Annotated in this window: 18 protein-coding genes and 1 pseudogene; 8 read left to right on the top strand and 11 right to left on the bottom strand. The window is 66.5% G+C overall.

Annotated elements, in window-relative coordinates; genetic code table 11:
- Nucleotides 1-38 precede the first annotated feature (38 nt).
- The 3 genes and pseudogenes from AVHM3334_RS19170 to AVHM3334_RS19180 all read left to right on the top strand — a co-directional run.
- A complete protein-coding gene (locus tag AVHM3334_RS19170; RefSeq protein WP_284414986.1) occupies nucleotides 39-998 on the top strand; it encodes a PhoH family protein in 960 nt (319 codons plus the stop codon).
- Nucleotides 999-1,042: 44 nt separating this feature from the next.
- Nucleotides 1,043-1,501: an rRNA maturation RNase YbeY gene (gene ybeY / locus AVHM3334_RS19175; RefSeq protein ID WP_284414987.1), complete on the top strand. Its 459-nt coding sequence runs from the start codon at nucleotides 1,043-1,045 to the stop codon at nucleotides 1,499-1,501.
- 170 nt (nucleotides 1,502-1,671) lie between these two features.
- Nucleotides 1,672-2,314, top strand: a pseudogene (locus AVHM3334_RS19180) (sulfite exporter TauE/SafE family protein); the annotation flags it as partial.
- A 50-nt stretch (nucleotides 2,315-2,364) separates the two neighbouring features.
- On the opposite strand, the gene dtd reads toward AVHM3334_RS19180, so the two are convergent.
- From dtd to dbpA, 3 genes are all read right to left on the bottom strand, one after another.
- Nucleotides 2,365-2,814 (bottom strand): D-aminoacyl-tRNA deacylase, encoded by a 450-nt coding sequence (dtd, locus tag AVHM3334_RS19185; protein WP_284414989.1) that lies wholly within the window; start codon nucleotides 2,812-2,814, stop codon nucleotides 2,365-2,367.
- Complete coding sequence (locus tag AVHM3334_RS19190; protein ID WP_284414991.1) at nucleotides 2,811-3,767, bottom strand: cation diffusion facilitator family transporter; 957 nt, start codon at nucleotides 3,765-3,767, stop codon at nucleotides 2,811-2,813. The genes dtd and AVHM3334_RS19190 overlap by 4 nt, the downstream gene beginning before the upstream one ends.
- Before the next feature lie 63 nt (nucleotides 3,768-3,830).
- The gene (gene dbpA, locus AVHM3334_RS19195; protein ID WP_284414993.1) at nucleotides 3,831-5,237 is read right to left on the bottom strand and encodes an ATP-dependent RNA helicase DbpA; all 1,407 of its coding nucleotides are present in this window, start codon (nucleotides 5,235-5,237) and stop codon (nucleotides 3,831-3,833) included.
- Between the two features lie 108 nt (nucleotides 5,238-5,345).
- Here dbpA and AVHM3334_RS19200 point away from each other — a divergent pair, with 108 nt between their 5' ends.
- From AVHM3334_RS19200 to AVHM3334_RS19215, 4 genes are all read left to right on the top strand, one after another.
- The gene (locus AVHM3334_RS19200; protein WP_284414995.1) at nucleotides 5,346-7,415 is read left to right on the top strand and encodes a putative bifunctional diguanylate cyclase/phosphodiesterase; all 2,070 of its coding nucleotides are present in this window, start codon (nucleotides 5,346-5,348) and stop codon (nucleotides 7,413-7,415) included.
- Nucleotides 7,416-7,461: 46 nt separating this feature from the next.
- Nucleotides 7,462-8,943, top strand: coding sequence for an AMP nucleosidase (locus tag AVHM3334_RS19205; RefSeq protein WP_284414996.1), 1,482 nt, complete (start codon nucleotides 7,462-7,464; stop codon nucleotides 8,941-8,943).
- 31 nt (nucleotides 8,944-8,974) lie between these two features.
- The gene (locus AVHM3334_RS19210) at nucleotides 8,975-9,334 is read left to right on the top strand and encodes a hypothetical protein (RefSeq protein ID WP_284414998.1); all 360 of its coding nucleotides are present in this window, start codon (nucleotides 8,975-8,977) and stop codon (nucleotides 9,332-9,334) included.
- Between the two features lie 203 nt (nucleotides 9,335-9,537).
- Nucleotides 9,538-10,689, top strand: a complete 1,152-nt coding sequence (locus AVHM3334_RS19215; protein WP_284415000.1) for a hypothetical protein — start codon at nucleotides 9,538-9,540, stop codon at nucleotides 10,687-10,689.
- A gap of 81 nt (nucleotides 10,690-10,770) precedes the next feature.
- Here AVHM3334_RS19215 and AVHM3334_RS19220 read toward each other — a convergent pair whose 3' ends face one another.
- From AVHM3334_RS19220 to ptsP, 3 genes are all read right to left on the bottom strand, one after another.
- Nucleotides 10,771-12,597, bottom strand: coding sequence for a PTS fructose-like transporter subunit IIB (locus tag AVHM3334_RS19220; RefSeq protein ID WP_284415002.1), 1,827 nt, complete (start codon nucleotides 12,595-12,597; stop codon nucleotides 10,771-10,773).
- 43 nt (nucleotides 12,598-12,640) lie between these two features.
- On the bottom strand, nucleotides 12,641-13,663 hold the full coding sequence (locus AVHM3334_RS19225) for a 1-phosphofructokinase family hexose kinase (protein ID WP_284415003.1): 1,023 nt from the start codon (nucleotides 13,661-13,663) through the stop codon (nucleotides 12,641-12,643).
- Between the two features lie 103 nt (nucleotides 13,664-13,766).
- Nucleotides 13,767-16,331, bottom strand: coding sequence for a phosphoenolpyruvate--protein phosphotransferase (gene ptsP / locus AVHM3334_RS19230; RefSeq protein WP_284415005.1), 2,565 nt, complete (start codon nucleotides 16,329-16,331; stop codon nucleotides 13,767-13,769).
- 258 nt (nucleotides 16,332-16,589) lie between these two features.
- On the opposite strand from ptsP, the gene AVHM3334_RS19235 reads away from it, so the two are divergent.
- Complete coding sequence (locus AVHM3334_RS19235; RefSeq protein ID WP_284415007.1) at nucleotides 16,590-17,573, top strand: LacI family DNA-binding transcriptional regulator; 984 nt, start codon at nucleotides 16,590-16,592, stop codon at nucleotides 17,571-17,573.
- Nucleotides 17,574-17,642: 69 nt separating this feature from the next.
- Here the strand turns inward: AVHM3334_RS19235 and AVHM3334_RS19240 are convergent, their stop codons facing one another.
- Genes AVHM3334_RS19240 through AVHM3334_RS19260 form a run of 5 tightly spaced genes read right to left on the bottom strand, consistent with a single transcriptional unit; the run spans nucleotide 17,643 to nucleotide 21,027 of the window.
- Entirely contained in the window at nucleotides 17,643-18,110 is a 468-nt protein-coding gene (locus tag AVHM3334_RS19240; protein ID WP_284415009.1) for a hypothetical protein, read from the bottom strand.
- Between the two features lie 8 nt (nucleotides 18,111-18,118).
- Entirely contained in the window at nucleotides 18,119-18,916 is a 798-nt protein-coding gene (locus AVHM3334_RS19245) for an ankyrin repeat domain-containing protein (RefSeq protein WP_284415010.1), read from the bottom strand.
- The gene (locus AVHM3334_RS19250) at nucleotides 18,913-19,350 is read right to left on the bottom strand and encodes a hypothetical protein (RefSeq protein WP_284415012.1); all 438 of its coding nucleotides are present in this window, start codon (nucleotides 19,348-19,350) and stop codon (nucleotides 18,913-18,915) included. The genes AVHM3334_RS19245 and AVHM3334_RS19250 overlap by 4 nt, the downstream gene beginning before the upstream one ends.
- Nucleotides 19,351-19,354: 4 nt before the next feature.
- Nucleotides 19,355-20,152 carry an ankyrin repeat domain-containing protein gene (locus AVHM3334_RS19255; protein WP_284415014.1) on the bottom strand — a complete coding sequence of 266 codons (798 nt, stop codon included), beginning with the start codon at nucleotides 20,150-20,152 and terminating at the stop codon, nucleotides 19,355-19,357.
- Nucleotides 20,149-21,027, bottom strand: a complete 879-nt coding sequence (locus AVHM3334_RS19260; protein WP_284415016.1) for a hypothetical protein — start codon at nucleotides 21,025-21,027, stop codon at nucleotides 20,149-20,151. Before AVHM3334_RS19260 ends, AVHM3334_RS19255 begins: the two co-directional genes overlap by 4 nt.
- Nucleotides 21,028-21,323: the final 296 nt, after the last annotated feature.

A 21,323-nucleotide genomic window follows, 5' to 3' on the forward strand; every position in this document is an offset into this window, starting at 1 on the left:
CGCCGCGCTGTTGCGGCCGTCCAACCGGAATTATCCGCGTGATCCTGCGACACACCTTCACTCCCCACAACAACAACCGCCTGGCGCACCTTTGCGGCCCGGCCGATGCCAACCTGCGCACCATCGAGACATCGCTGTCGGTCAGCATCGCGCACCGGCACGAGCAGTTCAAGGTGGACGGGCCCAAGGCCAAGGCCACGCAGGCCATGGAGCTGCTGCAGGCGCTCTACGAAATGGCAGATCGGCCCATCGCCGAGGAACACCTGCAGCTCATGCTGGCCGGCGACAGTTCCATGCTGGAGGCGCCCGGTGACGGCGCGGTGACGCTCAACACCCGCCGGGCCGACCTGCGCGCCCGCACGCCCACGCAGAGCAATTACCTGGACAACATCGCCGGCCACGACATCACCTTCGGCATCGGCCCGGCCGGCACCGGCAAGACCTACCTGGCGGTCGCCTGCGCGGTGGATGCGCTCGAGCGCAACGCGGTGCAGCGCATCGTGCTGACCCGCCCCGCCGTCGAGGCCGGCGAGCGCCTGGGATTCCTGCCCGGCGACCTCACGCAGAAGGTGGACCCGTACCTGCGCCCGCTGTACGACGCGCTCTACGACCTCATGGGCTACGAAAAAGTGCAGAAGGCCTTCGAGCGCAATGCGCTGGAGATCGCGCCGCTGGCGTTCATGCGCGGGCGCACGTTGAACAACGCCTTCATCATCCTGGACGAGGCCCAGAACACCACGCCCGAGCAGATGAAGATGTTCCTCACCCGCATCGGCTTCGGCGCCCGCGCGGTGGTGACGGGCGACGTGAGCCAGATCGACCTGCCCAAGGGCGCGATGAGCGGCTTGATCGACGCCGAGCGGGTGCTCAAGCGCGTCAAGGGCATCGCCATCACCCGGTTCACCACGGCCGATGTGGTGCGCCACCCGCTGATTGCCCGCATCGTGGACGCCTACGATGCCCAGCGCTCGGCAGGCAGCCGCGCAGGTCACTCCTGAATTGATAGCATTACTCCCTAGGGAATCATGCGCCAGAGGCCAAAATGACCTTGAACCACCTGACCCTGTCGCTGCAGTTCGCACGCTTTCCTGAGGTGCAGGCGCACCGCGCCGCATTGCCCCGCCACGCGGCGGCGCGCTTCATTCGCCATGCGCTGTCGAGTGACGCCGAGATCACCGTTCGCATCGTCGATGCCGAAGAGGGCCAGGCGCTCAACCGCGAGTACCGCCAGAAGGACTACGCCACCAACGTGCTCACCTTCGACTACGCGCAGGAGCCCCTGGTCATGGCCGATCTGGTGCTGTGCGCCCCCGTGGTGGAGCGCGAGGCGCGCGAGCAGAACCGGGACCTGCGCGCGCACTATGCCCACCTGCTGGTGCACGGCACCCTGCACGCCCAGGGCTGGGACCATGAAACCAGCGCCGAAGACGCCGACGAGATGGAGGCGTACGAAACCGCCATCCTGCAGGAACTGGGCTTCGAAGACCCCTACGCGGACTGAGCCGCAGGGCGCCTGGCCGCCTTTTCCACCGGGGCAACGGCCGCACGGTCCTAGGGCTCCACTCTCGCCATCCATCCTCCCAACGCGCACCGCATCACAGGGCAAAAGGTGGCGGGTGTTTTGACCGGCATACGCCCAGTCGCTTGCGGCCAGCCCCCTACCATCGGTGGCTTTTCACCGGCGTGCCGCCCGTGATGGCGAATGCCACCGGTACGGTGGCTTTGCTGCCCGGCTACGCTGCGGGCGCCTGGGGGTTCCGGGAAGACGTGCAGGCACCTCCGGGCCTGTCGATGGGGTGGCTCGTCGCGCTCTCGCTTGTGGGCGGCGCCGCGGGTGCGGGGCTGCTGCTCGTCACGCCCGAGGCCGCCTTCCGCCGCGCCGCGCCGTGCCCTGGCTGCTGCTCGCGGCCACGGCCCTGTTCGCCATGGCGCCGCTCCTGCGCCGCTGGACCGCTGGCGCGCACGCCGCGCCCTCCCCGGCCCGTGCGGTGGCGGGGGTTCTGACCGTGGCCGTGTACGGCGGCTACTTCAACGGCGGGCTGGGCATTTTGCTGCTGGCCCTGTTCGGGCTGCTGGGCGCCATGCCGCTGCACGCCATGAACGGACTCAAGAACGTGGTTTCCGCCCTGCTCACCGCCATCGCGGTGGCCGTCTATGCGGCAGGCGGCCTGGTGCTGTGGCCCCAGGCGCTGGGCATGATGGTGGCGGCTACGGCGGGGCGCGCCTGGCGCGGCGCATTCCGGCGCCCTGGCTTCGCGCGGGCATCGTGGCGACCGGGCTGGGCATGGCGGCGGCCTTCTTCTGGCGAGGCTGACGCACCCCTCGCCCACACCGCCCGGCCAGGACAACGCCGCCCCAGGCCCCCTACCCCGGCGGCGGAATGCGCAGCGGGATCGTGATCGGCCCGTCGTTGATCAGGTGGACCTGCATCTCCGCAGCGAAGCGGCCCGTCTGCACGACGGGGTGCTGCAAACGTGCCTGGTCCACGAAATGGTCGAACAGGCGGCGACCGTCCTGCGGTGCGGCGGCATCGGTGAAGCTGGGCCGGTTGCCGCCGCGGGTGTCGGCCACCAGCGTGAACTGGCTGACCAGCAGCAGGCCGCCGCCCACGTCCTGCACGCTGCGGTTCATCTTGCCGGCATCGTCGGCGAACACGCGCAGCTTCAACAGCTTGGCCAGCAGCCGGTGGGCTTCGGCTTCGGTGTCGCCGCGTTCGGCGCATACCAAGACGAGAAGGCCCTGGCCGATGCGGCCCACGACCTCGCCGTCCACTTCCACGCGCGCTTCGCGCACGCGCTGCAACACACTCATCATGGCGGGGAATCCTCGGGTTCTTCCAGAAATGCCTCTACCCCGACAGGCAACAGTTCTATGGTCACGCGCAGCCCGGGCACGGCGCGCATCAGCGCGGCTTCCACAGCGCCCCGAAGTTGGGCGGCGCGGCCCAGGCTCCACTCGGCGGGCACGTGCATGTGAAGGCCGGCGAAGCGGCGCTGTCCGGCCTGGCGCGTGGCCAGATGATCGAAGCGCACTTGCGGCTCGCCCTTGGCGAAGGTCTGCAGCGCCGCGTCGATGGCCGCCTGCGCGTCGGGTTCGACCGCCGCGTCCATCAGGCCCTGGGACGCGCGCCACACCATGTGCGCGCCTTCTTTCAGGATGTTCAACGCCACGGCCATGGCCACCACCGGGTCGAGCCACAGCCAGCCGGTCGCACCGGCCGCGCCGATGCCGACCACGACCCCGGCCGACGTCCACACGTCGGTGACCAGGTGCCGTGCATCGCCCTCCAGCGCCACAGACCGGTGCACGCGCGCGGATCGGAACATCAGCCAGGCCAGCCAGCCGTTGAGCATCGAGCTGGCCACCGACAGCGCCAGCCCCCAGCCGACCTGCTCCAGCGGCTGCGGCGAAGCCAGCCGGAGCGCCGCCGCCCAGAAGATGGCCACGGCAGCGCCCACGATCAGAATGCCTTCGAACCCGGAAGAGAAATATTCGGCCTTGTGGTGGCCATAGGGGTGGTCATCGTCCGCAGGCCGCTGCGCGACCGTCACCATGGCCAGCGCGAAGATCGCGCCCGCCAGATTGACGAAGGATTCCAGCGCGTCCGACAGCAGCCCCACCGACCCCGTGAGGTGCCAGGCCAGCGTCTTGAGCACGATGGTGACCAGCGCCACCGCCACCGAGCCCCACAGCAGCGTGCGAGGCGCTAGCGCGGCCGGGCCGTTACCGGCGGGCTGGGGGCTGGAGGGCGTTTTGCGCGGGGGCATGGAGCAGGAAGGAAAAGGCGGTCGCCGATGCAGCCATTCTGCCTTCGAACCCTGCGCCCTTCATCAGTCACCATCCACCAGCCGCGCCTTCACCAGCTTGCCCTTGACCCGGCCGGACGCCAGGCGCCGCACCACGTCCTGCGCAATGCCCCGCTCCACGGCCACGTAGGTGGAAAAATCGTTCACGTTGATCTTGCCCACCTGCTCGCGCGTGAAGCCCATCTCGCCGGTGAGCGCGCCCAGCACGTCGCCAGCGCGGATCTTTTCCTTGCGCCCGCCGATGATCTGGATGGTGGCCATGGGCGGCAGCAGCGGCCCGCCGGGGGCGGCGGTGAGCTCGGACAGCGGGTGCCACTCCGACTCGCGGCCCTGCAACTGCTCGATCTTGCCCACGCTGCCCATCTCGGGCAGGCTGGCCAGGCTCAAGGCGAGGCCCTCGGCATCGGCGCGGCCGGTGCGGCCGATGCGGTGCACGTGGATCTCCGGGTCAGGCGTCACGTCCACGTTGATCACCGCCTGCAACTGCGCGATGTCCAGGCCGCGCGCAGCCACGTCGGTCGCCACCAGCACCGAACAGCTGCGGTTGGCGAACTGCACCAGGACCTGATCGCGCTCGCGCTGCTCCAGCTCGCCGTACAGCGCCAGGGCGTGAAAGCCCTGCGCCTGCAGCACGCCCACCAGGTCGCGGCACTGCTGCTTGGTGTTGCAAAAGGCGATGGCCGATTCGGGCCGGAAGTGGTTCAGCAGTTGCGAGACGGCATGCAGGCGGTCGCTCTCTTTCACCTCGTACCAGCGCTGCGCGATCTTGGCCGAGCCGTGCTGGGCCTGCACGGTGATGCGCTGCGGCTCCTTCATGAACTGGCGCGCCAGGCGTTCGATGCCCTCGGGGTACGTGGCGGAAAACAGCAGCGTCTGGCGCTCGGCCGGGCACTGCCGCGCGACCTTGGCGATGTCGTCGAAGAACCCCATGTCCAGCATGCGGTCGGCCTCGTCGAGCACCAGGGTGTTGAGTGCCTGCAGGTCCAGCGTGGCGCGCTCCAGGTGGTCCATCACCCGGCCGGGCGTGCCGACCACGATGTGCGCGCCGTGCTCCAGGCTGGCGATCTGCCCGCGCAGCGGCACACCGCCGCACAGCGTGACCACCTTGATGTTCTCCTGGGCCCGGGCCAGGCGCCGGATCTCGGTGGCGACCTGGTCGGCCAGCTCGCGCGTGGGACACAGCACCAGGGCCTGTACCGCGAAGCGGCGCGCATTGAGGTTGGCCAGCAGCGCCAGCGCGAAGGCGGCCGTCTTGCCGCTGCCGGTGCTGGCCTGGGCGATCAGGTCGCGGCCCAGCAGGGCCACGGGCAGGCTCGCGGCCTGGATCGGCGTCATGCGGGTGTAGCCCAGCTGCTGCAGGTTGGACAGGGTCGCGGGGTGCAGCGCCAGGGAGGAGAACTCGGCGCCAGCGCCGGAAACGGAAGATGTCATCCCCGGATTATCCCGGGGCCGGGCATGCAGAAGGTCCCCAAGGGCTTGCACCCTCGCCAGGGGCGCGCCGATCGGCTATAAAACTTCGAGATACCAAGCGGGTGGGACATGCCAGATACATCAAGCCAAGCGGACGGTCCTCCCCAGGACCCCCACTGCAGCAGTTCCTTGCTGCGGCTGCTGGCCGACTCCGTCCCGGCGCTGCTCGCGTACTTCGAATCGTCCACGCTGCGTTGTGTTTTCGCCAACCAGGGCTATGCCGAATCCACGGGGCACACCGTCGAGGCCATTCTGGGCAAGACCGTGCAAGAGGCCATCGGCGATGCCGCCTGGGCCTCGATCCAGCCCCAGGTGCAGCAGGTGCTGCAGGGCCAGCGCGTGCAGTACACGCGCAAGCAGCGGTCGCGGGGCGGTCCGACGCGCATGATCGAGGTCAACCTCATCCCCCACCTGCACCACCAGCTCGGCCTGATGGGCGCGTTCGTCCTGATCAACGACATCACCCACCACTGGGAGGCGGAGCGCGCGGTGCGCGAGAGCGAAGAGCGCATGCGCAAGTTCTCGCAGGCCACCGAAGAGGCGATCGTCTTTCACCGGGAAGGCCTGGTCACCGATTTCAACGAGGCGCTCACGCGGCTGATGGGCTACACGCTGGCCGAGGTGCGCGGCCGGCGCATGCTCGACTTCGTGAGCGAGGCGTTCCGCCCCATCACCGAGGCCTATGTGCGGGAAGGCCGTGAAGACCCCTACGAAGCCACGGTACTGCACCGCGACGGCCGGCACGTGCCCGTGGAGATCGTCGGCAAATCCATGCCCTGGAAGGGCGCGGACTACCGGATTGCGGTGCTGCGCGACATCTCTGCGCGCCGCCAGGCCCAGGAGCGCGTGGCCTTCCTGGCCACGCACGACGCGCTCACGCAACTGCCCAACCGCGGCACGCTCATGCAGCGGCTCACCGAGGTGATCGAGGCGGCGCGGCGCCTGCCGCAGGCCGCCGCCGTGCTGTTCATCAACCTGGACCACTTCAAGACGGTGAACGATTCGCTGGGCCACCAGGCGGGCGACATGCTGCTGTGCGAGGTGTCCCGCCGGCTGGTGCAGGGCGTGCGCCCTGGCGACATCGTGGCGCGCGTGGGCGGCGACGAATTCGTCGTGGTGCTGGGCGACGCGCCGGACCGGCCCTCGGCCCTGGCGGTGGCCGACCAGCTGCTGGCCGATGTCTGCGCCGTGTTCCACGCCGAAGGCACGCCGCTGTCGGTGTCGGTGTCCATCGGCGTGAGCATGTACCCCGAGGACGGCGACAGCGCCACCGAACTGGTGCGCCGCGCCGACGCGGCCATGCAGCAGGCCAAGCACAGCGGCCGCGCCAACCGGCAGGCCTATGCCCCGGGCATGGACATACCGTCCGCCGGCGTGCTGCAGCACGAGCGCCTGCTGCGCGACGCCATCATGCATGGGGCCTTCGTGCTGCACTACCAGCCCCAGGTGCGGCTAGAAGACGGCATGCTGGTGGGTTTCGAGGCCCTCGTGCGCTGGCGCCATCCCGAGCGCGATCTGGTCGGGCCGATCGACTTCATCGCCTTCGCCGAAGCGCGCGGGCTCATCACGCCGATCGGCCGCTGGGTCCTGTTCGAGGCCTGCCGGCAGACGCGGGCCTGGCATGACGAAGGACTGCCGCAGGTGCCGGTGGCGGTCAACCTGTCGGCGCTCGAATTTCGCCAGCGCGACGTGGCTGGCGAGATCGCGAGCGTGCTGCACCAGACGGGCCTGGCGCCGCGCTTTCTGGAGATCGAGATCACCGAATCGGTGCTCATGCACGATGCCGACCAGGTGCGCAGCACGCTCGATGCCCTCAAGGCGCTGGGCGTGCGCGTGGCCATCGACGATTTCGGCACCGGCTACTCGTCGCTGGCCTACCTCAAGCGCTACCCGATCGACAAGCTCAAGATCGACCGCTCCTTCGTGGCCGACACGCCCGGCAACGAGGACGACGTGGCCATCGTCACCGCCATCGTGCAGATGGGCCGCAGCCTGCAGATCCAGACCGTGGCCGAGGGCGTGGAAACCACCGCCCAGCACGACCTGCTGCGCGCCCTGGGCTGCCATCTGGCGCAGGGCTACCTGATCTCGCCGCCCATGGACCCGCGCCAGACGCGCGAGTGGCTGCTGAAAAGATAGCGGCCCGTCATCCGGCTGACCCGCGCGCCCGTGGACAATAGGCGCCATGGCCCAGATCCCAGACTTCACCGAGCCCTCCCTCCATACCGACCCCGCCGATGCGCTGGCCCAGGTGCAGCGCATCTACCAGCAGCAGATCGGGCACCTGCGCGAAGCCATGCAGCGCTTCGTCGCCGGAGAGACCCCGGCCAGCCACGTGCGGGCCTTCTATCCCTTCGTGCGGGTGCAGACCACCACCGTGGCCCGTGCCGCCACCCATCTGGCCTATGGCTTCGTGGAAGGCCCCGGCCGCTACGAAACCACCCTGACCCGGCCCGACCTGTTCGCCAACTACTACGCCGAGCAGTTCCGTCTGCTGCGCGACAGCCACAACGTCGAGCTGGAAGTCGGCATCAGCAGCCAGCCCATCCCCATCCACTTTTCGTTCGCCGAGCACGACCACATCGAGGGCACGCTGACCGCACAGCGCCGCATGCTCATGCGCGACGTGTTCGACCTGCCCGATCTGGAAGCCATGGACGACGGCATCGCCAACGGCACCTGGGCGCCCCGCCCGGGCGAGGCCCAGCCCCTGTCGCTTTTCACCGCGCCCCGGGTGGACTATTCGCTGCACCGCCTGCGCCACTACACCGGCACCGCACCCGAGTGGTTCCAGAACTTCGTGCTGTTCACCAACTACCAGTTCTACATCGACGAGTTCGTGCGCCTGGGCCATGCCGAAATGGCCAAGCCGGACAGCGAGTACGTCGCCTTCATCGAGCCCGGCAACGTCGTGACCCGCCGCACCGGCCTGCCCGCCCAGCCGGGCGACGAACTGGGCGTGGCCCCGCCCCGGCTGCCGCAGATGCCGGCCTACCATCTCATGCGCGCCGACAAGAGCGGCACCACCATGGTCAACATCGGCGTGGGGCCGTCCAACGCCAAGACCATCACCGACCACATCGCCGTGCTGCGGCCCCATGCCTGGATGATGCTGGGCCACTGCGCGGGCCTGCGCAACAGCCAGCAGCTGGGCGACTACGTGCTGGCGCATGCCTACGTGCGCGAAGACCACGTGCTGGATGAAGAGCTGCCCCTGTGGGTGCCCATTCCCGCGCTGGCCGAGATCCAGATGGCCCTGCAGCAGGCCGTGGCCGACGTCACGCAGATCGAGGACGCCGACCTGAAGCGCATCATGCGCACCGGCACCGTGGCCAGCACCGACAACCGCAACTGGGAGCTGCTGCCCGACAACATGCCCCAGCGCCGCTTCAGCCAGAGCCGCGCCGTGGCGCTGGACATGGAGAGCGCCACCATCGCCGCCAACGGCTTTCGCTTTCGCGTGCCCTACGGAACCCTGCTGTGCGTGAGCGACAAGCCCCTGCACGGCGAGATCAAGCTGCCCGGCATGGCCAACCACTTCTATCGCGAGCGGGTGGACCAGCACTTGCGCATCGGCATGCGCGCCATCGACATCCTGCGCGAAGGCGGGGTGAGCCGGCTGCACAGCCGCAAGCTGCGCAGCTTCGCCGAGGTGGCGTTCCAGTGACGGACAAGGTGGACGCCGCCACCGGGGATTGATGCGGCTGGATTTCGTCACCCTGCTGGCCATCACGGCCACCAACCTGTTCATGCTCTCCGCGGCGCTGCCGCTGATCATGGGCCGGCAAGCGGGCCCCGCCGCACGCTGGGTGCGGGCCAGCCTGCTGCTGCATGCGGGCCAGGGCGCGGTGCAGCGCTTCGACCAGCGCCTGCGCAAGCGCCTGCAGGCCGAAAGCGCCGCCATGCTGGGCTTTGCCATCGACTACAGCGCCGGCGCCGCGCTGTGGCGGGGCAAAGAAGAGAAGAACCTGGCAGCCCTCATGGCCCTCATGGCCCGCGCGGACGCGGCGCTTTACGCCGCGAAGGAGCAGGGGCGGCGGCAACTGGCCATGGGCTGAGAGGGGAACCGGAGCCAGCGGCGCCACCACATGGTGGCTCGCCGGCGCCAGCGGGCATGCTCCATGTTTTCTTTTGGCGGCACATTCCTTCGCCAGGCCGATTCGCCCCAGGCGGCGCGAACGGTACAAAAGCGCCAATGATCGCCATTGGCGGGCGCGCCCTCCGGCGAGCCCAGAACACCAGGAATTTCAGGAATTTCCCCATGGGCAACCGCATTTCGGGCCCCCGAAACACCCCGCACCATGGCGCCAGCACCGCAAGCCCGGCGGACTCCGTGCCTTCCGCGCCCCAGGGTGCATCGAGCCGCCAGCCTGCGGCACGGGCGGACGCCCCTCCCGCCCGAACGAATGTCCCCGCCGCGGTCCACTTGCCGGCGCCCAGAGTCGTCCTCGGTACGTCCCCAGGCGCCTTGCGCTGGGGTGGCGACGCTCCGCTGGAAACGCACGAGGTCCAGCAGGCGGCCTACCTTCTGGGCGAGCAGGTGGCCGGAGAAGCGATCACCAGCCCGAGGCGATGGGCTGCGGCAGGGCAGACCGTGCACGACGTTCGCGTGCTGCTGGAGCACGGCCGCGGGAACGTGCAGGCCGACGATGCCCCTTCGGGCGGACACAACGGCATCGGGTCATCGGTGACCAGCCATGAATACGACGACGGCCGGCGCCTTGCGGTGGCGGCGGTCATGGGCGCGGCCGTTTGCGACGAGCATGCCGGCCTGGCCTCCATCCTCCATGCGCCGCACATGGCGCCCGGCGAGCAGACGACGACGGTCAGTGCCCGCGTGACTTTGCGCAAGCCAAAGGACCAAGGCGGAGAACGCGTGCCCGACAGCATTCACAGCTGGGCCGAGTTGCTGCGCGGCCAGGACGGCGATCCATCGAAAAAGGCTGCCATCTTGATGGACCCGTGGGCCAATGGCCCGGCCGTGCGGCCCAGGCACAGTGCGTGGAAAAATGCATCCGTCGCGGTCCATGCCACCTACACGGGGAGCCAGGCCGCAGAAGCCAAGCAGTTGGTCGAGCGCCTGATTCCCGGCGCCCATCCGGAGATGGATGCAGATTCGGACGATGAGGAAAACGTCGGCCCCATGCTGGCGAAGAAACGGCTTCAACCCACCGCGTGGGAAAAATATGCCGAGGCCCAGGTGGTCTCGCGCACATTCGCCAGAGAGGTCCGCGACAAATTGGCGGGCCTGCCGCCGCAAGAGCAGGAGCGAATGGCGTCCCGGATCGTGCAAGAAGCCTACGGCCTCGCGCCCGGCAGTGCCGCGCACCATGATGCGGTCCAGTCGGTGCTCGAGACGGCGCGCCATCTGCACAAGCTGCCCCGCCCTGCGGTCACCCCCTGGGCCGACTGACCCGATTGGCCCGACCAGGCACTTCGCCTCGCGAGGCGCAATCGACCGGGCGGCTGAAGTGCGCCGGATTCTGCCCGGTGCCTAGGCCGCAACCGCCACCCGCCGCTTGAGCACCCCCAGCGCCAGCGCCGTCACCCCCGTGCCGGCCGCGATCGCCAGTGCGTACAGCACCACGTGGTTGACCGCGTTCGGAATGGCCAGCACGAACACGCCGCCGTGCGGCGCCTGCAGGCCGATGTTCCACATCATCGACAGGCCGCCCGCCACGGCCGCGCCGGCCATGCACGCGGGAATCACCCGCAGCGGGTCGCGCGCGACGAACGGAATCGCGCCTTCGGTGATGAAGGCCAGGCCCAGCACGGCGACGGCCTTGGAGGCTTCGCGTTCCTCGCCGCTGAAACGGCTGCGAAACACCCAGCACGCCAGCGCGATGCCCAGCGGCGGCACCATGCCGGCCGCCATGGTGGCAGCCATGGGGTTGGCCACGCCGCTGGCGATCAAGGTGGTGGAAAAGACATAGGCCGCCTTGTTGACCGGCCCGCCCATGTCGAACGCCATCATGGCGCCGAGGATCACGCCCAGCAGCACGGCGCTGCCGGTCTGCAGGCCCTTGAGCCACTCGGTGAGCGCGGCCATCACGCCGGCCATGGGTTTGCCGATGACCATCATCATGAGCACGCCGACCACCAGCGTGCCCAGCAGCGGCAGCAGCAGCACGGGCTTCAGGCCATCGAGCGTGCGCGGCAGGCGGATGGCGCGGTTCATCCAGTACACCGAATAGCCCGCGATGAACCCCGCCGCGATGGCGCCGAGAAAGCCCGCGCCCACGGTGCCTGCCAGCAGGCCGCCGATCATGCCCGGCGCGATGCCAGGGCGGTCGGCGATGGAGAACGCGATGTAGCCCGCCAGCGCCGGCAGCATGAGCGTGAAGCCGGCCTTGGCGCCGATCTGGAACAGCGTCCAGCCCAGCGTGCCCTGGTGCGCATCGTCGTACACGTAGATGCCGCCCAGCGCGAAGGCCAGCGCGATCAGCAGCCCGCCCGCCACCACGAAGGGCAGCATGAACGACACGCCGGTCATCAGGTGCTTGTAGGGGCCGGTGCGCTCGGTGCTGCGGGCGGCAGCGCCCGCAGGCGCCGCCCCAGGCGTTGCGGCGGTGCCTGCTGCGGGCGCGTCGCCCCAGACGGCAGCCTGCGCCGATGCCTGGGCGAACACTGCGGACGCATCGTGGATCGCGGCCTTGGTGCCGGTCGCATACAGCCGCTTGCCGGCGAACCGGGCACGGTCCACCTGCGTGTCCGCGGCGATCACCACCAGGTCGGCCTGGGCGATCTCTTCGGGCGTGAGGGCGTTCTGCGCACCGACCGATCCCTGCGTCTCGACCTTGATCGTGTGGCCCAGCGCCTGCGCACCCTGCTCCAGCGCTTCGGCCGCCATGAAGGTGTGGGCCACCCCCGTGGGGCAGGAGGTGACGGCGACGATGCGAAGGGGGCGTGCCGCTTCGGTAGCGGCCGGGGCGGGCGCGTCGTGTGCCGGCACACCGCCACCCGCGACAACACCGGCACCCTCGCTGTCTCTATCTCTGTCTCTATCGCTGACGGCACCCGGTCGTGCCAGCGCGGCGCGCACGACTTGCGCCGCATCGGCCAGCACGGCCCCCGGCGTGGTTTCGTGCAGGCGTGCGGCAGGCAGGCCGCCGCGGTCCACGGCCATGTCGGCCGCGATGATCACGGCGTCGGCGCGGGAGAGTTCCTCGTCCGTCCAGCCGCCCTGGGTGCCCAGGCTGCTGCGCACGCTCAGGGCGATGTGGTGGCCGAGCCGTTCGGCAGCGGCGCGCAGCGCCTCGCCGGTCATGAAGCTGTGCGCCGGGCCGGCCTGGCTGGCGGCGATGGCGATGAGGTGGGCCATGGGATGGGTCTCCGTGCAGATTCGTTTTCAGGGGGCGGGCCGGTCAGACCGGCTGCGGCGCGATGGCGGCGGCGATGGCCTCCACCTCGGCGCGCGGCGGCAGTCCGGGGGCGATGCGCTGGATGCGCGCGGCGGCGCAGGCCATGCCGAACACCGCCGCGCCCGGGAAGGTGCCGCCCCGCGCGAGCGCGGCCAGCGTGCCCGCCACCAGCGCATCGCCCGCACCCACCGTCGTGGCGACCGGAACGCGCGGGGCGGCCGCATGCCAGCGGCCCTGTGGCGTGGCGATCACCGCGCCCTCGCCACCGAGCGAGACGACCGCGTGCCGCACCCCATAGCGCTGGCACAGGCCAGAAGCGGCTTCGGCCACTTCCGCCAACGTGGGCAGGGCGCGGCCGGCCAGTTCTTCCAGCTCGGCCCGGTTGGGCTTGACCAGCGCCACCGGCACGGCAGGGCCGGCGGCCGGATCGGACAGGCGCTGCAGCAGTTGCCGCAGCACGTCGCCGCCCGTGTCGATCACGATGTGCGCGCCCTGCGCGGCGAGCGCGCGGGCCAGCCGCTCCCACACGCCGTGCGTGGCGCCGGGCGGCAGGCTGCCGGCCAGTTCGCACCAGTCGCCGTATTGCACTTGCTGCTGCAGCGCGGCGAGCAGATCGGCCTCGGCCTGCGCCAGCGCGCCGGGGGCCAGGGCCAGGCCGGGCAGGTTGATGTCGGTGGAATCGCCGCGTTCGGCATCGGCCAGCTTGATGTTGGTGCGGGTGCTGCCCGCCACGCGCACCATGGCGTCGGCAATACCGCTGGCTGCGAAGGCCGCGGTGAAGACGGCGTCGTTGTCAGCGCCCAGCCAGCCGCTCGCGGTGACTGGCACGCCCAGCGCGGAAAGCACCGCCGCGACGCCGATCCCTTTGCCGCCGGCTTCGATCTGCTGCCCCAGCGCGCGGTGCACCGCGCCGGGCACCAGCGTGGGAATCCGCACCGTCTGGTCGATGGCCGGGTTGAGCGTGACGGTGAAAACGCGGGCCTGGGCCGCCGAGGCTGTGGTGTTCGAAGGCAATGCGGTCGTCATGGCGTGGCCTCCCCCGCGATGGCAGGGGCCGAACACTCGTACCCAAAAACGGCACCAGCACAATCAACACTAGGGCACATAGCTATTAATTTCATAGCAAACCTCATGATGGCGTTCCTCCGTCGCCCATCGGGCTCGCCGGGCGCAGCGCGGCGCCCAGGGCACGCACCTCGTCGGCGGTGTCCACGTCCAGCGCGCGGCGGGCCAGGTCCTGCAGTTCGGCCAGGGAATGGCGGCGCAGCAGCGCCTTCACGCTGCCGATGTCGCCGCTGCTCATGCTGAGTTCCTGCACGCCCAGCCCGGCCAGCAGCGCAGCGCCCAGCGGCTCGCCCGCCAGCCCGCCGCACACGCCCACCCATCGCCCATGCGCTGCCGCACCTGCGATGGTGCGTTCGATCAGCCGCAGCACCGAAGGATGCAGGCTGTCGGCCATGCCGGCCAGTTCCGGGTGCTGCCGGTCCACCGCCAGCGCGTACTGCGTGAGGTCGTTGGTGCCGATGGAAAAGAAATCCACATGCGCCGCCAGCCGGTCGGCCATCAGCGCGGCCGAGGGCACCTCGATCATGATGCCCACGGTCACCGGGGGCGCATCCAGTTCGCGGCGCACGGCTTCCATGCGCTGGCGCAGCTGGAGCACTTCTTCCACGGTGCTGATCATGGGGAACATGACCGACAGCGGGCCGTGCCGCGCCGCGCGGTACAGCGCCCGCAGCTGCGGCACGAGCAGGTCGTCGCGGCGCAGGCACAGCCGGGCGCCGCGCAGGCCGAGAAAGGGGTTGTCCTCGACGGGCAAATCGAGATGGGGCACCTGCTTGTCGCCCCCGATGTCCAGCGTGCGCACGATCAGGGGCCGGCCCTCCAGCGCCTCGACCATCGCCCGATAGACGGCGTACTGGTCGTCCTCGTCGGGCACCGTGTCGCGCTCCAGGAACAGGAATTCGGTGCGCATCAGGCCCACGCCTTCGGCACCGGCCTCCAGCGCGCGCACGGCCTGGTCGGCGCGGTTGGCGTTGGCGGCGATCTCCACCGTGTGGCCGTCGGTGGTGGTGGCAGGCAACTGGCGGGTGCGCGCCTCTTCTTCCTGCCGCCGGGCCAGGCGCTGCATGCGGTCGCGCGCCTCGATCAGCGCCGTCTCGCTCGGGCCCACGTAAAGCCGGCCGCGGTAGCCGTCCAGGATGGCGGGGGTGCCGGCCGCAGCATCGGCGCCGAGCACGCCCGGGCCCGCCGCCACGACGGCGGGCAGGCCCAGGGCGCGTGCCAGGATGGCGGTGTGCGCCGTCGGGCCGCCGCGCGCGGTGCAAAAGCCCCGCACCCTGGCGGTATCGATCTGCGCGGTGACCGAGGGCGACAGGTCGTCGGCCAGCAAGATGGCATCGGCGGGCCATGCCGCGGCGGCACCGCCCTCCGGCTCGTCGCCGCGCCCCAGCAGGTGGCGCAGCACGCGTTCGCCCACGTCCTGCACATCGGCGGCCCGTGCGGCCAGCATGGCATCGGGCAGCGCGCGCTGCGCCGCCACGCGCTCGCCCACCGCGCGGCGCCACGCCCAGGCCACGCCGTGGCCCTGCACCACGCTGCGGCTGGTGGCCAGCAGCAGGTCGGCATCCTGCAACAGGCCTGCGTGGGCCGTGAAGATGCCCGCCTGCTCGGCCTTGCCGGCAGCGCGCGCGCCATCGGCCAGTTGCTGCAACTGCGCCTGCGCCGCGGCAAGCGCCTGGTCCAGGGCCGCGGCCTCGGCGGCCACCGACGTGAAGCGGTCTTCCACCTCCAGCGCCGCGGCGCCGGCCTGCACCAGCATGCCGATCACGAGACCCGGGCTGGCCGCGATGCCGGTGAAGGTCTGGCGGGCCGTGGGCTGCCAGTCGCCCAGTTCGCGGCCCAGCCCCTGCGCCTGGGCCTGGCGGGCGGCGGACAGCTCGGCCTGGCGGCTTTCCTCTTCGCCCAGGCGCACGATGGTGTCCCGCAGTGCCGCCAGCGCAGCCGCTGCGTCGGGCCCCTGGGCCGACAGGCGCAATAGCGCGCCGCGGCCGGCGCCCAGGCTCAGCAGCGCAGCCAGGCTCTTGGCATCGGCCACCGTGTCGCCGCAGCGCACGTGCACGCGGGCGGTGAAGCGCTTGACCGCCTGCGCCCACTGCCCGGCCGGGCGCGCGTGCAGGCCGTTGGGGTAGTTGAGCGACAGCTCATGGCCCAGCGGAAAATCCTCCAGCCCCGCCGCCTCGGCCGATGCCGGAGTGCCGGTGGATGCATCGCCCGTGAGCGCACGCACGATCTCGTCGGCATCGCGCGTGGTGGCCAGGCGGTCCATCAGGGCGTCGTCGCGCATCAGGCGGGTGAGGCGGCGCAGCACGGCGATGTGCTCGTCCGACGCGGCGGCAATCGCCACCACCAGGCGTGCCTGCTTGGCATCGTCGCCCCAGCGGACGCCGCCCGGCACCTGCAACACGGCCAGGCCGGTGCGCAGCACCAGGTGCTTGTCTTCCACCATGCCGTGCGGAATGGCCAGGCCCTGGCCCAGAAAAGTATTGGCGACCTTCTCGCGCTGCAGCAGGCTGTCGGTATAGGCGGGCCGGGCATGGCCGGCCTGCGCCAGCAGTGCGCCGGCGGCGCGCACGGCATCTTCTCGGTTATGGGGCGCAGCGCCCAGGCGGACCTCGACCGGGATCGTGGACATGGTGCGATGTCTCCTTGTTTTGGTATCGATTCCAGACGCGGATTATGAAACCGCTTTTCTCGGCCAACAAGGCCGCAAGCCAGACCATCCCTGTGGAAATTCGGGAAACCCCCTAGATATCGCCACCATTTCCAAGCCTGAAGTCCGGCGCAAAATCACGCCCGATGATGGTTCCGATGGAGCGCGCCAGATCTGCCTTCGAAGCATTTTGGAAATCGATACCACATTGAACGTTCATTTTCTGCAGGAGAAAGCCGCTTGGCCAGCATCAAGGACGTCGCGGAGCACGCAGGCGTCTCCACCACCACCGTCTCGCGCGTGCTGTCGAACCCCGGCGCCGTGCGCGCGCCCTTGCGCGAACGCGTCGAGCAGGCCATTGCCGCGCTCGCCTACCGCCCCAACCTGGCCGCGCGCCGGTTGCGCCAGCAGCGCGCTTCGCTGGTGGGCCTGATCGTCTCGGACATCCGCAGCCCTTTCTTCACCGACGTGGGCCGCGCCGTGGAAGACGTGGCCTACCGCCACGGCCTGCGGCTCATCCTTTGCAACACCGATGAAGACCCGGCCAAGGAACAGTCCTACCTCGAACTGATGGCCGACGAACAGGCCAGCGGCGTGATCCTCTCGCCCACCATGGAAGGCCTCAAGCGCCTGAAGCCTGCCGACTGGCCGTTTCCGATGGTGCTGGTGGACCGCGCGCTGGACACCACCCGCGCCGACCGCGTCGTGCTGGACAACCGCGCCGCCGCCCGCAGCGCCACCGAGCACCTGCTGGACGCCGGCTACCGCCGCATCGCCGTGCTCGCCGGCACGCACAGCACGACCGGCCAGGAGCGCCAGGCCGGCTACGCCGATGCGCTGCGAGAACGCGGGCTGGAGCCGGCCCCGCACTGGGTCGCCCCGACCCGCGAGGCCGGCATGGCCGCCGCCAACGCGCTGCTGGCCGGCGCGAGCCCGCCCGACGCCGTGCTGGCCACCAACGGCCTCTTGCTGCTGGGCGCGCTGCACGCGATCCAGGCCGCGGGCCTGTCCATGCCGAACGACATCGGCCTGGCCGGCTTCGACAACAACGACTGGACCGCCCTGCCCGCGCTGGACGTGACGGTGATCGCGCAGCCCACGTACGACATCGGCCGCACCGCGGCCGAGCTGCTGCTGCAGCGCCTGGCCGAGCCCAATCGGACGGTGCGGTGCGTGGTGCTGGAGGGAACGCTGGTGGCGCGGGGATCGACGCGCCGGGGGTGACGCGACTGCGCTCTGAACGGTTGGCAGGACATCGCCCGGCGAACGATGCTGAGGCTGCCCTATCCAGGATCAGCGCCGTCGGTTGCCGCGCGCCATGCCTGCTATCGCGTAGGTTCCCTCTGCTTTGACGAGGACACGAATGGCATGGGTCTTTTCCACCGTGTCGTGCTCGTACTGCGCCTTGATCGCGATCTCGATTCCACTGCCCACCTTTTTGCAGCGCATTTCCTGAACAGCGTATTGGCTGTGGTCGTCATTCAACTCGGGAAACACCAGGGTGCGGACCAACTTCGACCTGCGCTCCTGCGTCGGCTGCGTGAGCCATTGAACGTAGATTTCGCTGCCGGCTCCTTCGTGCACATCGACAACGACTACGCGGTAGTAACCTGCCTGGTCCGCTTGGGCCCAGGCGCCACAGGTTTCGACTTTTTGCACGTGAAGGGGCAATGACTCCACCTGGGTTTGGAGCAGTGAATCGGCAGGGCTGGCGCCCAGAGGCAAGGCCAGGCAGGCCAACAGAGCGAGGCGCTTCACCATGCACCTTGTCAACGACTCAGGCGCTCTTTAACGCCGCTTTTTTTGGCTGCATCTGCCTTTTCCTGTGCCTCGTTTAGTATTTTCAGCACGTCGGGGTTGTTTTTCTTTCGTGCCACATCCCAAACGGTTAAGCCATTTTTCTTGGCAATATCCAAACGTGCGCCATGTGACAACAGAACGCGAATAGCAGGCACAGACTCAACCCCTACAACTCTCATCAACGGTGTTTCAAGCGGGCTGCCCATGTCATTTGGATCGAAGCCATTTTCAAGAAAAAAATCAACGACAATTGCCCCTTGCTCCATTTCCGGCGGGAGTGTAATTAGGGCATCTCTAAACAATGAATTCCGCCCAGATTTTTCTAAGGGAATTTTGGCGCCTTTTTCTATCAATTTGCAGGCAAAGATAAACTTCCTGTTAAATATTGATATTTCAAGTGGTGTTGTAGTGATGGCGGGGGGGGCTACATAATTAACATCCGCTCCTTTGTCAATCAGGACTGACGCCGCACTCCAATTCCCAGTCAATGCGGCCATTAGCATTGGCGTAACACCATCAACAACTATTTTGTCCGGTGATCTTCGGCCTAAGGCGGCAATTATCTCTGCATCACTCCCGCCGATTTCTATTAAGTTGAATAATTTTTCAGGATGTGGAGTCACCAGAGATACAGGACTAGGTGTAAATTTCGTGCTATGCACTTCATCACAAAGTCGTTGCATCGCAGGGGACAACTGACCATTAAATGCCAATACCTCCCCAAAGGAAAAAAGGCAAATTAACATTATTCCAAGACGGTATCTCATTTTGCCGTCCTTAGAGTCGCTTCTTTTATCAAGTTTCTTGCGGCCTCCCAGTTTCCACTGGCAAGATATTGCCGTAGATAAAGCTCATCTTCATACAAAAAAATTCCTTTAGCCTCTAAGTCCTTTTTGTATTTCACAAAGCCTATAGTTGATGCAATACCAGGCACCATCTGCGACATCGCATTACACACAAGTTTCGGGTGGTCGCCTCTTAGCTCACCCTGATCCTCGTAAGTCCTTGATTTCATTGACGTTTTTAGTGCTAGGCGGCGCAGACTACATGATGCTCGGAGTAGTCTGCAACCCGTTGATTCATAAGGAATTTTTAACTTGCATGTAATGCAATGCGTCGAACCACCTTGGACATACTTAATTTCTACCTGAGCGGCCACCAGGGAGCCATATGAAAACCAGCGATGCGCTTCACCATGCACCTTGTCAACGGCTCAGGCGCTCTTTCACGCCGCTTTTTTTGGCTGCATCTGCCTTTTTCTGTGCATCGTTTAGTATTTTCAGCACGTCGGGGTTGTTTTTCTTTCGTGCCACATCCCAAACGGTTAAGCCATTTTTTTTGACAATATCCAAGCGCGCACCATGCTTCAATAGGACGTTGATAACAGGTATGTTGGAGAGGGACACTGCGCCCATGAGAGGGGTTTCTGTTTGGCTTCCTTGATCATTGGCATCAAAACCGTTCTCCAAAAGAAAGTTGACAAAAACTGCGGCGTCGTCATGCAAATCTGGCGTTGAAACTTTTGCCTCTCTTAATAAGCTATCCCTATCCACCTTCTCAGTGGGCAAAGATGCTTTATTCTCAATCAGCTTACACGCCATCGAATATTTAGATTTCAACAAAGCCGCCATCAATGGCGTCTCTAAGACATCAGGATCTTTAAAATTTACATCAGCACCGCTTTCAATCAATGCCTCAGCAGCAGGCCAATTTCCTACGTAAGCAGCAGCCACCAAAGGAGTCATGCCATTAATTACAATTTTGTCAGGATTTCTATTTTTTAGCAGAATTTTAACAACTCGATTATTGCCCCCCATTTCAATGGCATTAAAGAGGGGGTCAGAATGAGGTGCGCCAATGGATTCCGGCAACGGCGTAAAAACAGAAGTATTTGCCTTATCACACAAATTCCGCATGTCTGGCGGCATGGATTGGGCATTTGCGAGCGAAGCAAGCAAGCCAAAAACAAAGCATGCGAAATGAATGGCGTATTTTCTAATCATTTCGCAGCCCTGAGTGCTGCCTCTCGAACCAAATTTCTCGCAGCCTCCCAATCACTTCTTGCTAGATGACCCCTTAGATGCAATTTCTCTTCATCGTCAAGAATAATTCCTTTGGCGGACAGTTTTCTAATGTAGGAGTCAAGTCCAAAAGTCGCGGCAATGCCAGGCACCATCTGAGGATCCAACGCTCCAATCATCACATCCAAAATCGGCCCGCCGACCCGCGTTGCGGTTGTACTTGCAGCCTTCAATACAGGCCTTCCTGATGTGGTTGCCAGGGCTTCCTTGGATATTTTTGCCAGCCTCTCACTTTCATTTTTCGACCACTGCCCCAGCCTGGTATTACTGTAGGCGGGTACTTGTTTTGGCAAGGTGGTGGCTTTGCTTCCAAGCACGTTGCCGGGGGTAAAGCCATCTTTCTTCATATATTCCACGAGTGTTTTTTCTGCATACGTAGTTGCCGTATTGAAACCCGAGCGGCCAGTAAACAAATCACCCATTGCTGCTACGCTGGCGTCCATCAGATTAGAAAGGCGCTGATGCGGCTGGAGCGGTTGAAAAACACGGGCTTGCGTCAAAGTGATGAAGGTCTTTGGATCGTTTTTCTTAATATCAAGCATGTACGCCTGATAACGCACCGGATTGTTTTTCCTCAAATACTCTATGTAATCGATATATACGATGATCTTTGGAATGTGCTTACGCGCATCGCCGATATAGCCCTTGGCCTCATCATGCGAGCTTTTGAGAGCCGTCTCTTGTTTGACAACCATGCCATTGCTTATAACATCCACCAGCGCGCTTGCCTCGCTGGCCGTCGGCATGCGGTCTGAATAGACCAGTTGACCTTTTTCATCTCTGTAGCGATACATCATGATTTACCTCCTTTTTATATTTAATTGAAAATTCGGTCGCAGTTGGTTTGCCTGCATGAATGAGCGCCTACATTCGATTGATCCGGATCGAACCTGAAAACAATTCAGGCACATATTCCCAGTCAACGCCATAGGCAACGGGTGAGGATTATAGGGAACTTCAAAACCCGGCTCTATGCCGTTTCGAGTGGAACTGGACCTCAGAGAACATGCGGCGTAACGCCGAGCCCAATCGGGGCAGCAGGAGCAAAGGGGTTGGTCGGCAGATCCTTGAGCTTGGCCATGCGCAGGTAGGC

The sequence above is a fragment of the Acidovorax sp. SUPP3334 genome (assembly GCF_030159055.1).
In the GTDB taxonomy this organism is placed as follows: domain Bacteria; phylum Pseudomonadota; class Gammaproteobacteria; order Burkholderiales; family Burkholderiaceae_C; genus Paracidovorax.

Coding starts and splice junctions, on each gene's coding strand:
- ybeY (WP_284414987.1), top strand. CDS start 1,043: ATGACCTTGAACCACCTGACCCTGTCGCTGCAGTTCGCACGCTTTCCT.
- dtd (WP_284414989.1), bottom strand. CDS start 2,814: ATGATGAGTGTGTTGCAGCGCGTGCGCGAAGCGCGCGTGGAAGTGGAC.
- AVHM3334_RS19190 (WP_284414991.1), bottom strand. CDS start 3,767: ATGCCCCCGCGCAAAACGCCCTCCAGCCCCCAGCCCGCCGGTAACGGC.
- dbpA (WP_284414993.1), bottom strand. CDS start 5,237: ATGACATCTTCCGTTTCCGGCGCTGGCGCCGAGTTCTCCTCCCTGGCG.
- AVHM3334_RS19200 (WP_284414995.1), top strand. CDS start 5,346: ATGCCAGATACATCAAGCCAAGCGGACGGTCCTCCCCAGGACCCCCAC.
- AVHM3334_RS19205 (WP_284414996.1), top strand. CDS start 7,462: ATGGCCCAGATCCCAGACTTCACCGAGCCCTCCCTCCATACCGACCCC.
- AVHM3334_RS19210 (WP_284414998.1), top strand. CDS start 8,975: ATGCGGCTGGATTTCGTCACCCTGCTGGCCATCACGGCCACCAACCTG.
- AVHM3334_RS19215 (WP_284415000.1), top strand. CDS start 9,538: ATGGGCAACCGCATTTCGGGCCCCCGAAACACCCCGCACCATGGCGCC.
- AVHM3334_RS19220 (WP_284415002.1), bottom strand. CDS start 12,597: ATGGCCCACCTCATCGCCATCGCCGCCAGCCAGGCCGGCCCGGCGCAC.
- AVHM3334_RS19225 (WP_284415003.1), bottom strand. CDS start 13,663: ATGACGACCGCATTGCCTTCGAACACCACAGCCTCGGCGGCCCAGGCC.
- ptsP (WP_284415005.1), bottom strand. CDS start 16,331: ATGTCCACGATCCCGGTCGAGGTCCGCCTGGGCGCTGCGCCCCATAAC.
- AVHM3334_RS19240 (WP_284415009.1), bottom strand. CDS start 18,110: ATGGTGAAGCGCCTCGCTCTGTTGGCCTGCCTGGCCTTGCCTCTGGGC.
- AVHM3334_RS19245 (WP_284415010.1), bottom strand. CDS start 18,916: ATGAGATACCGTCTTGGAATAATGTTAATTTGCCTTTTTTCCTTTGGG.
- AVHM3334_RS19255 (WP_284415014.1), bottom strand. CDS start 20,152: ATGATTAGAAAATACGCCATTCATTTCGCATGCTTTGTTTTTGGCTTG.
- AVHM3334_RS19260 (WP_284415016.1), bottom strand. CDS start 21,027: ATGATGTATCGCTACAGAGATGAAAAAGGTCAACTGGTCTATTCAGAC.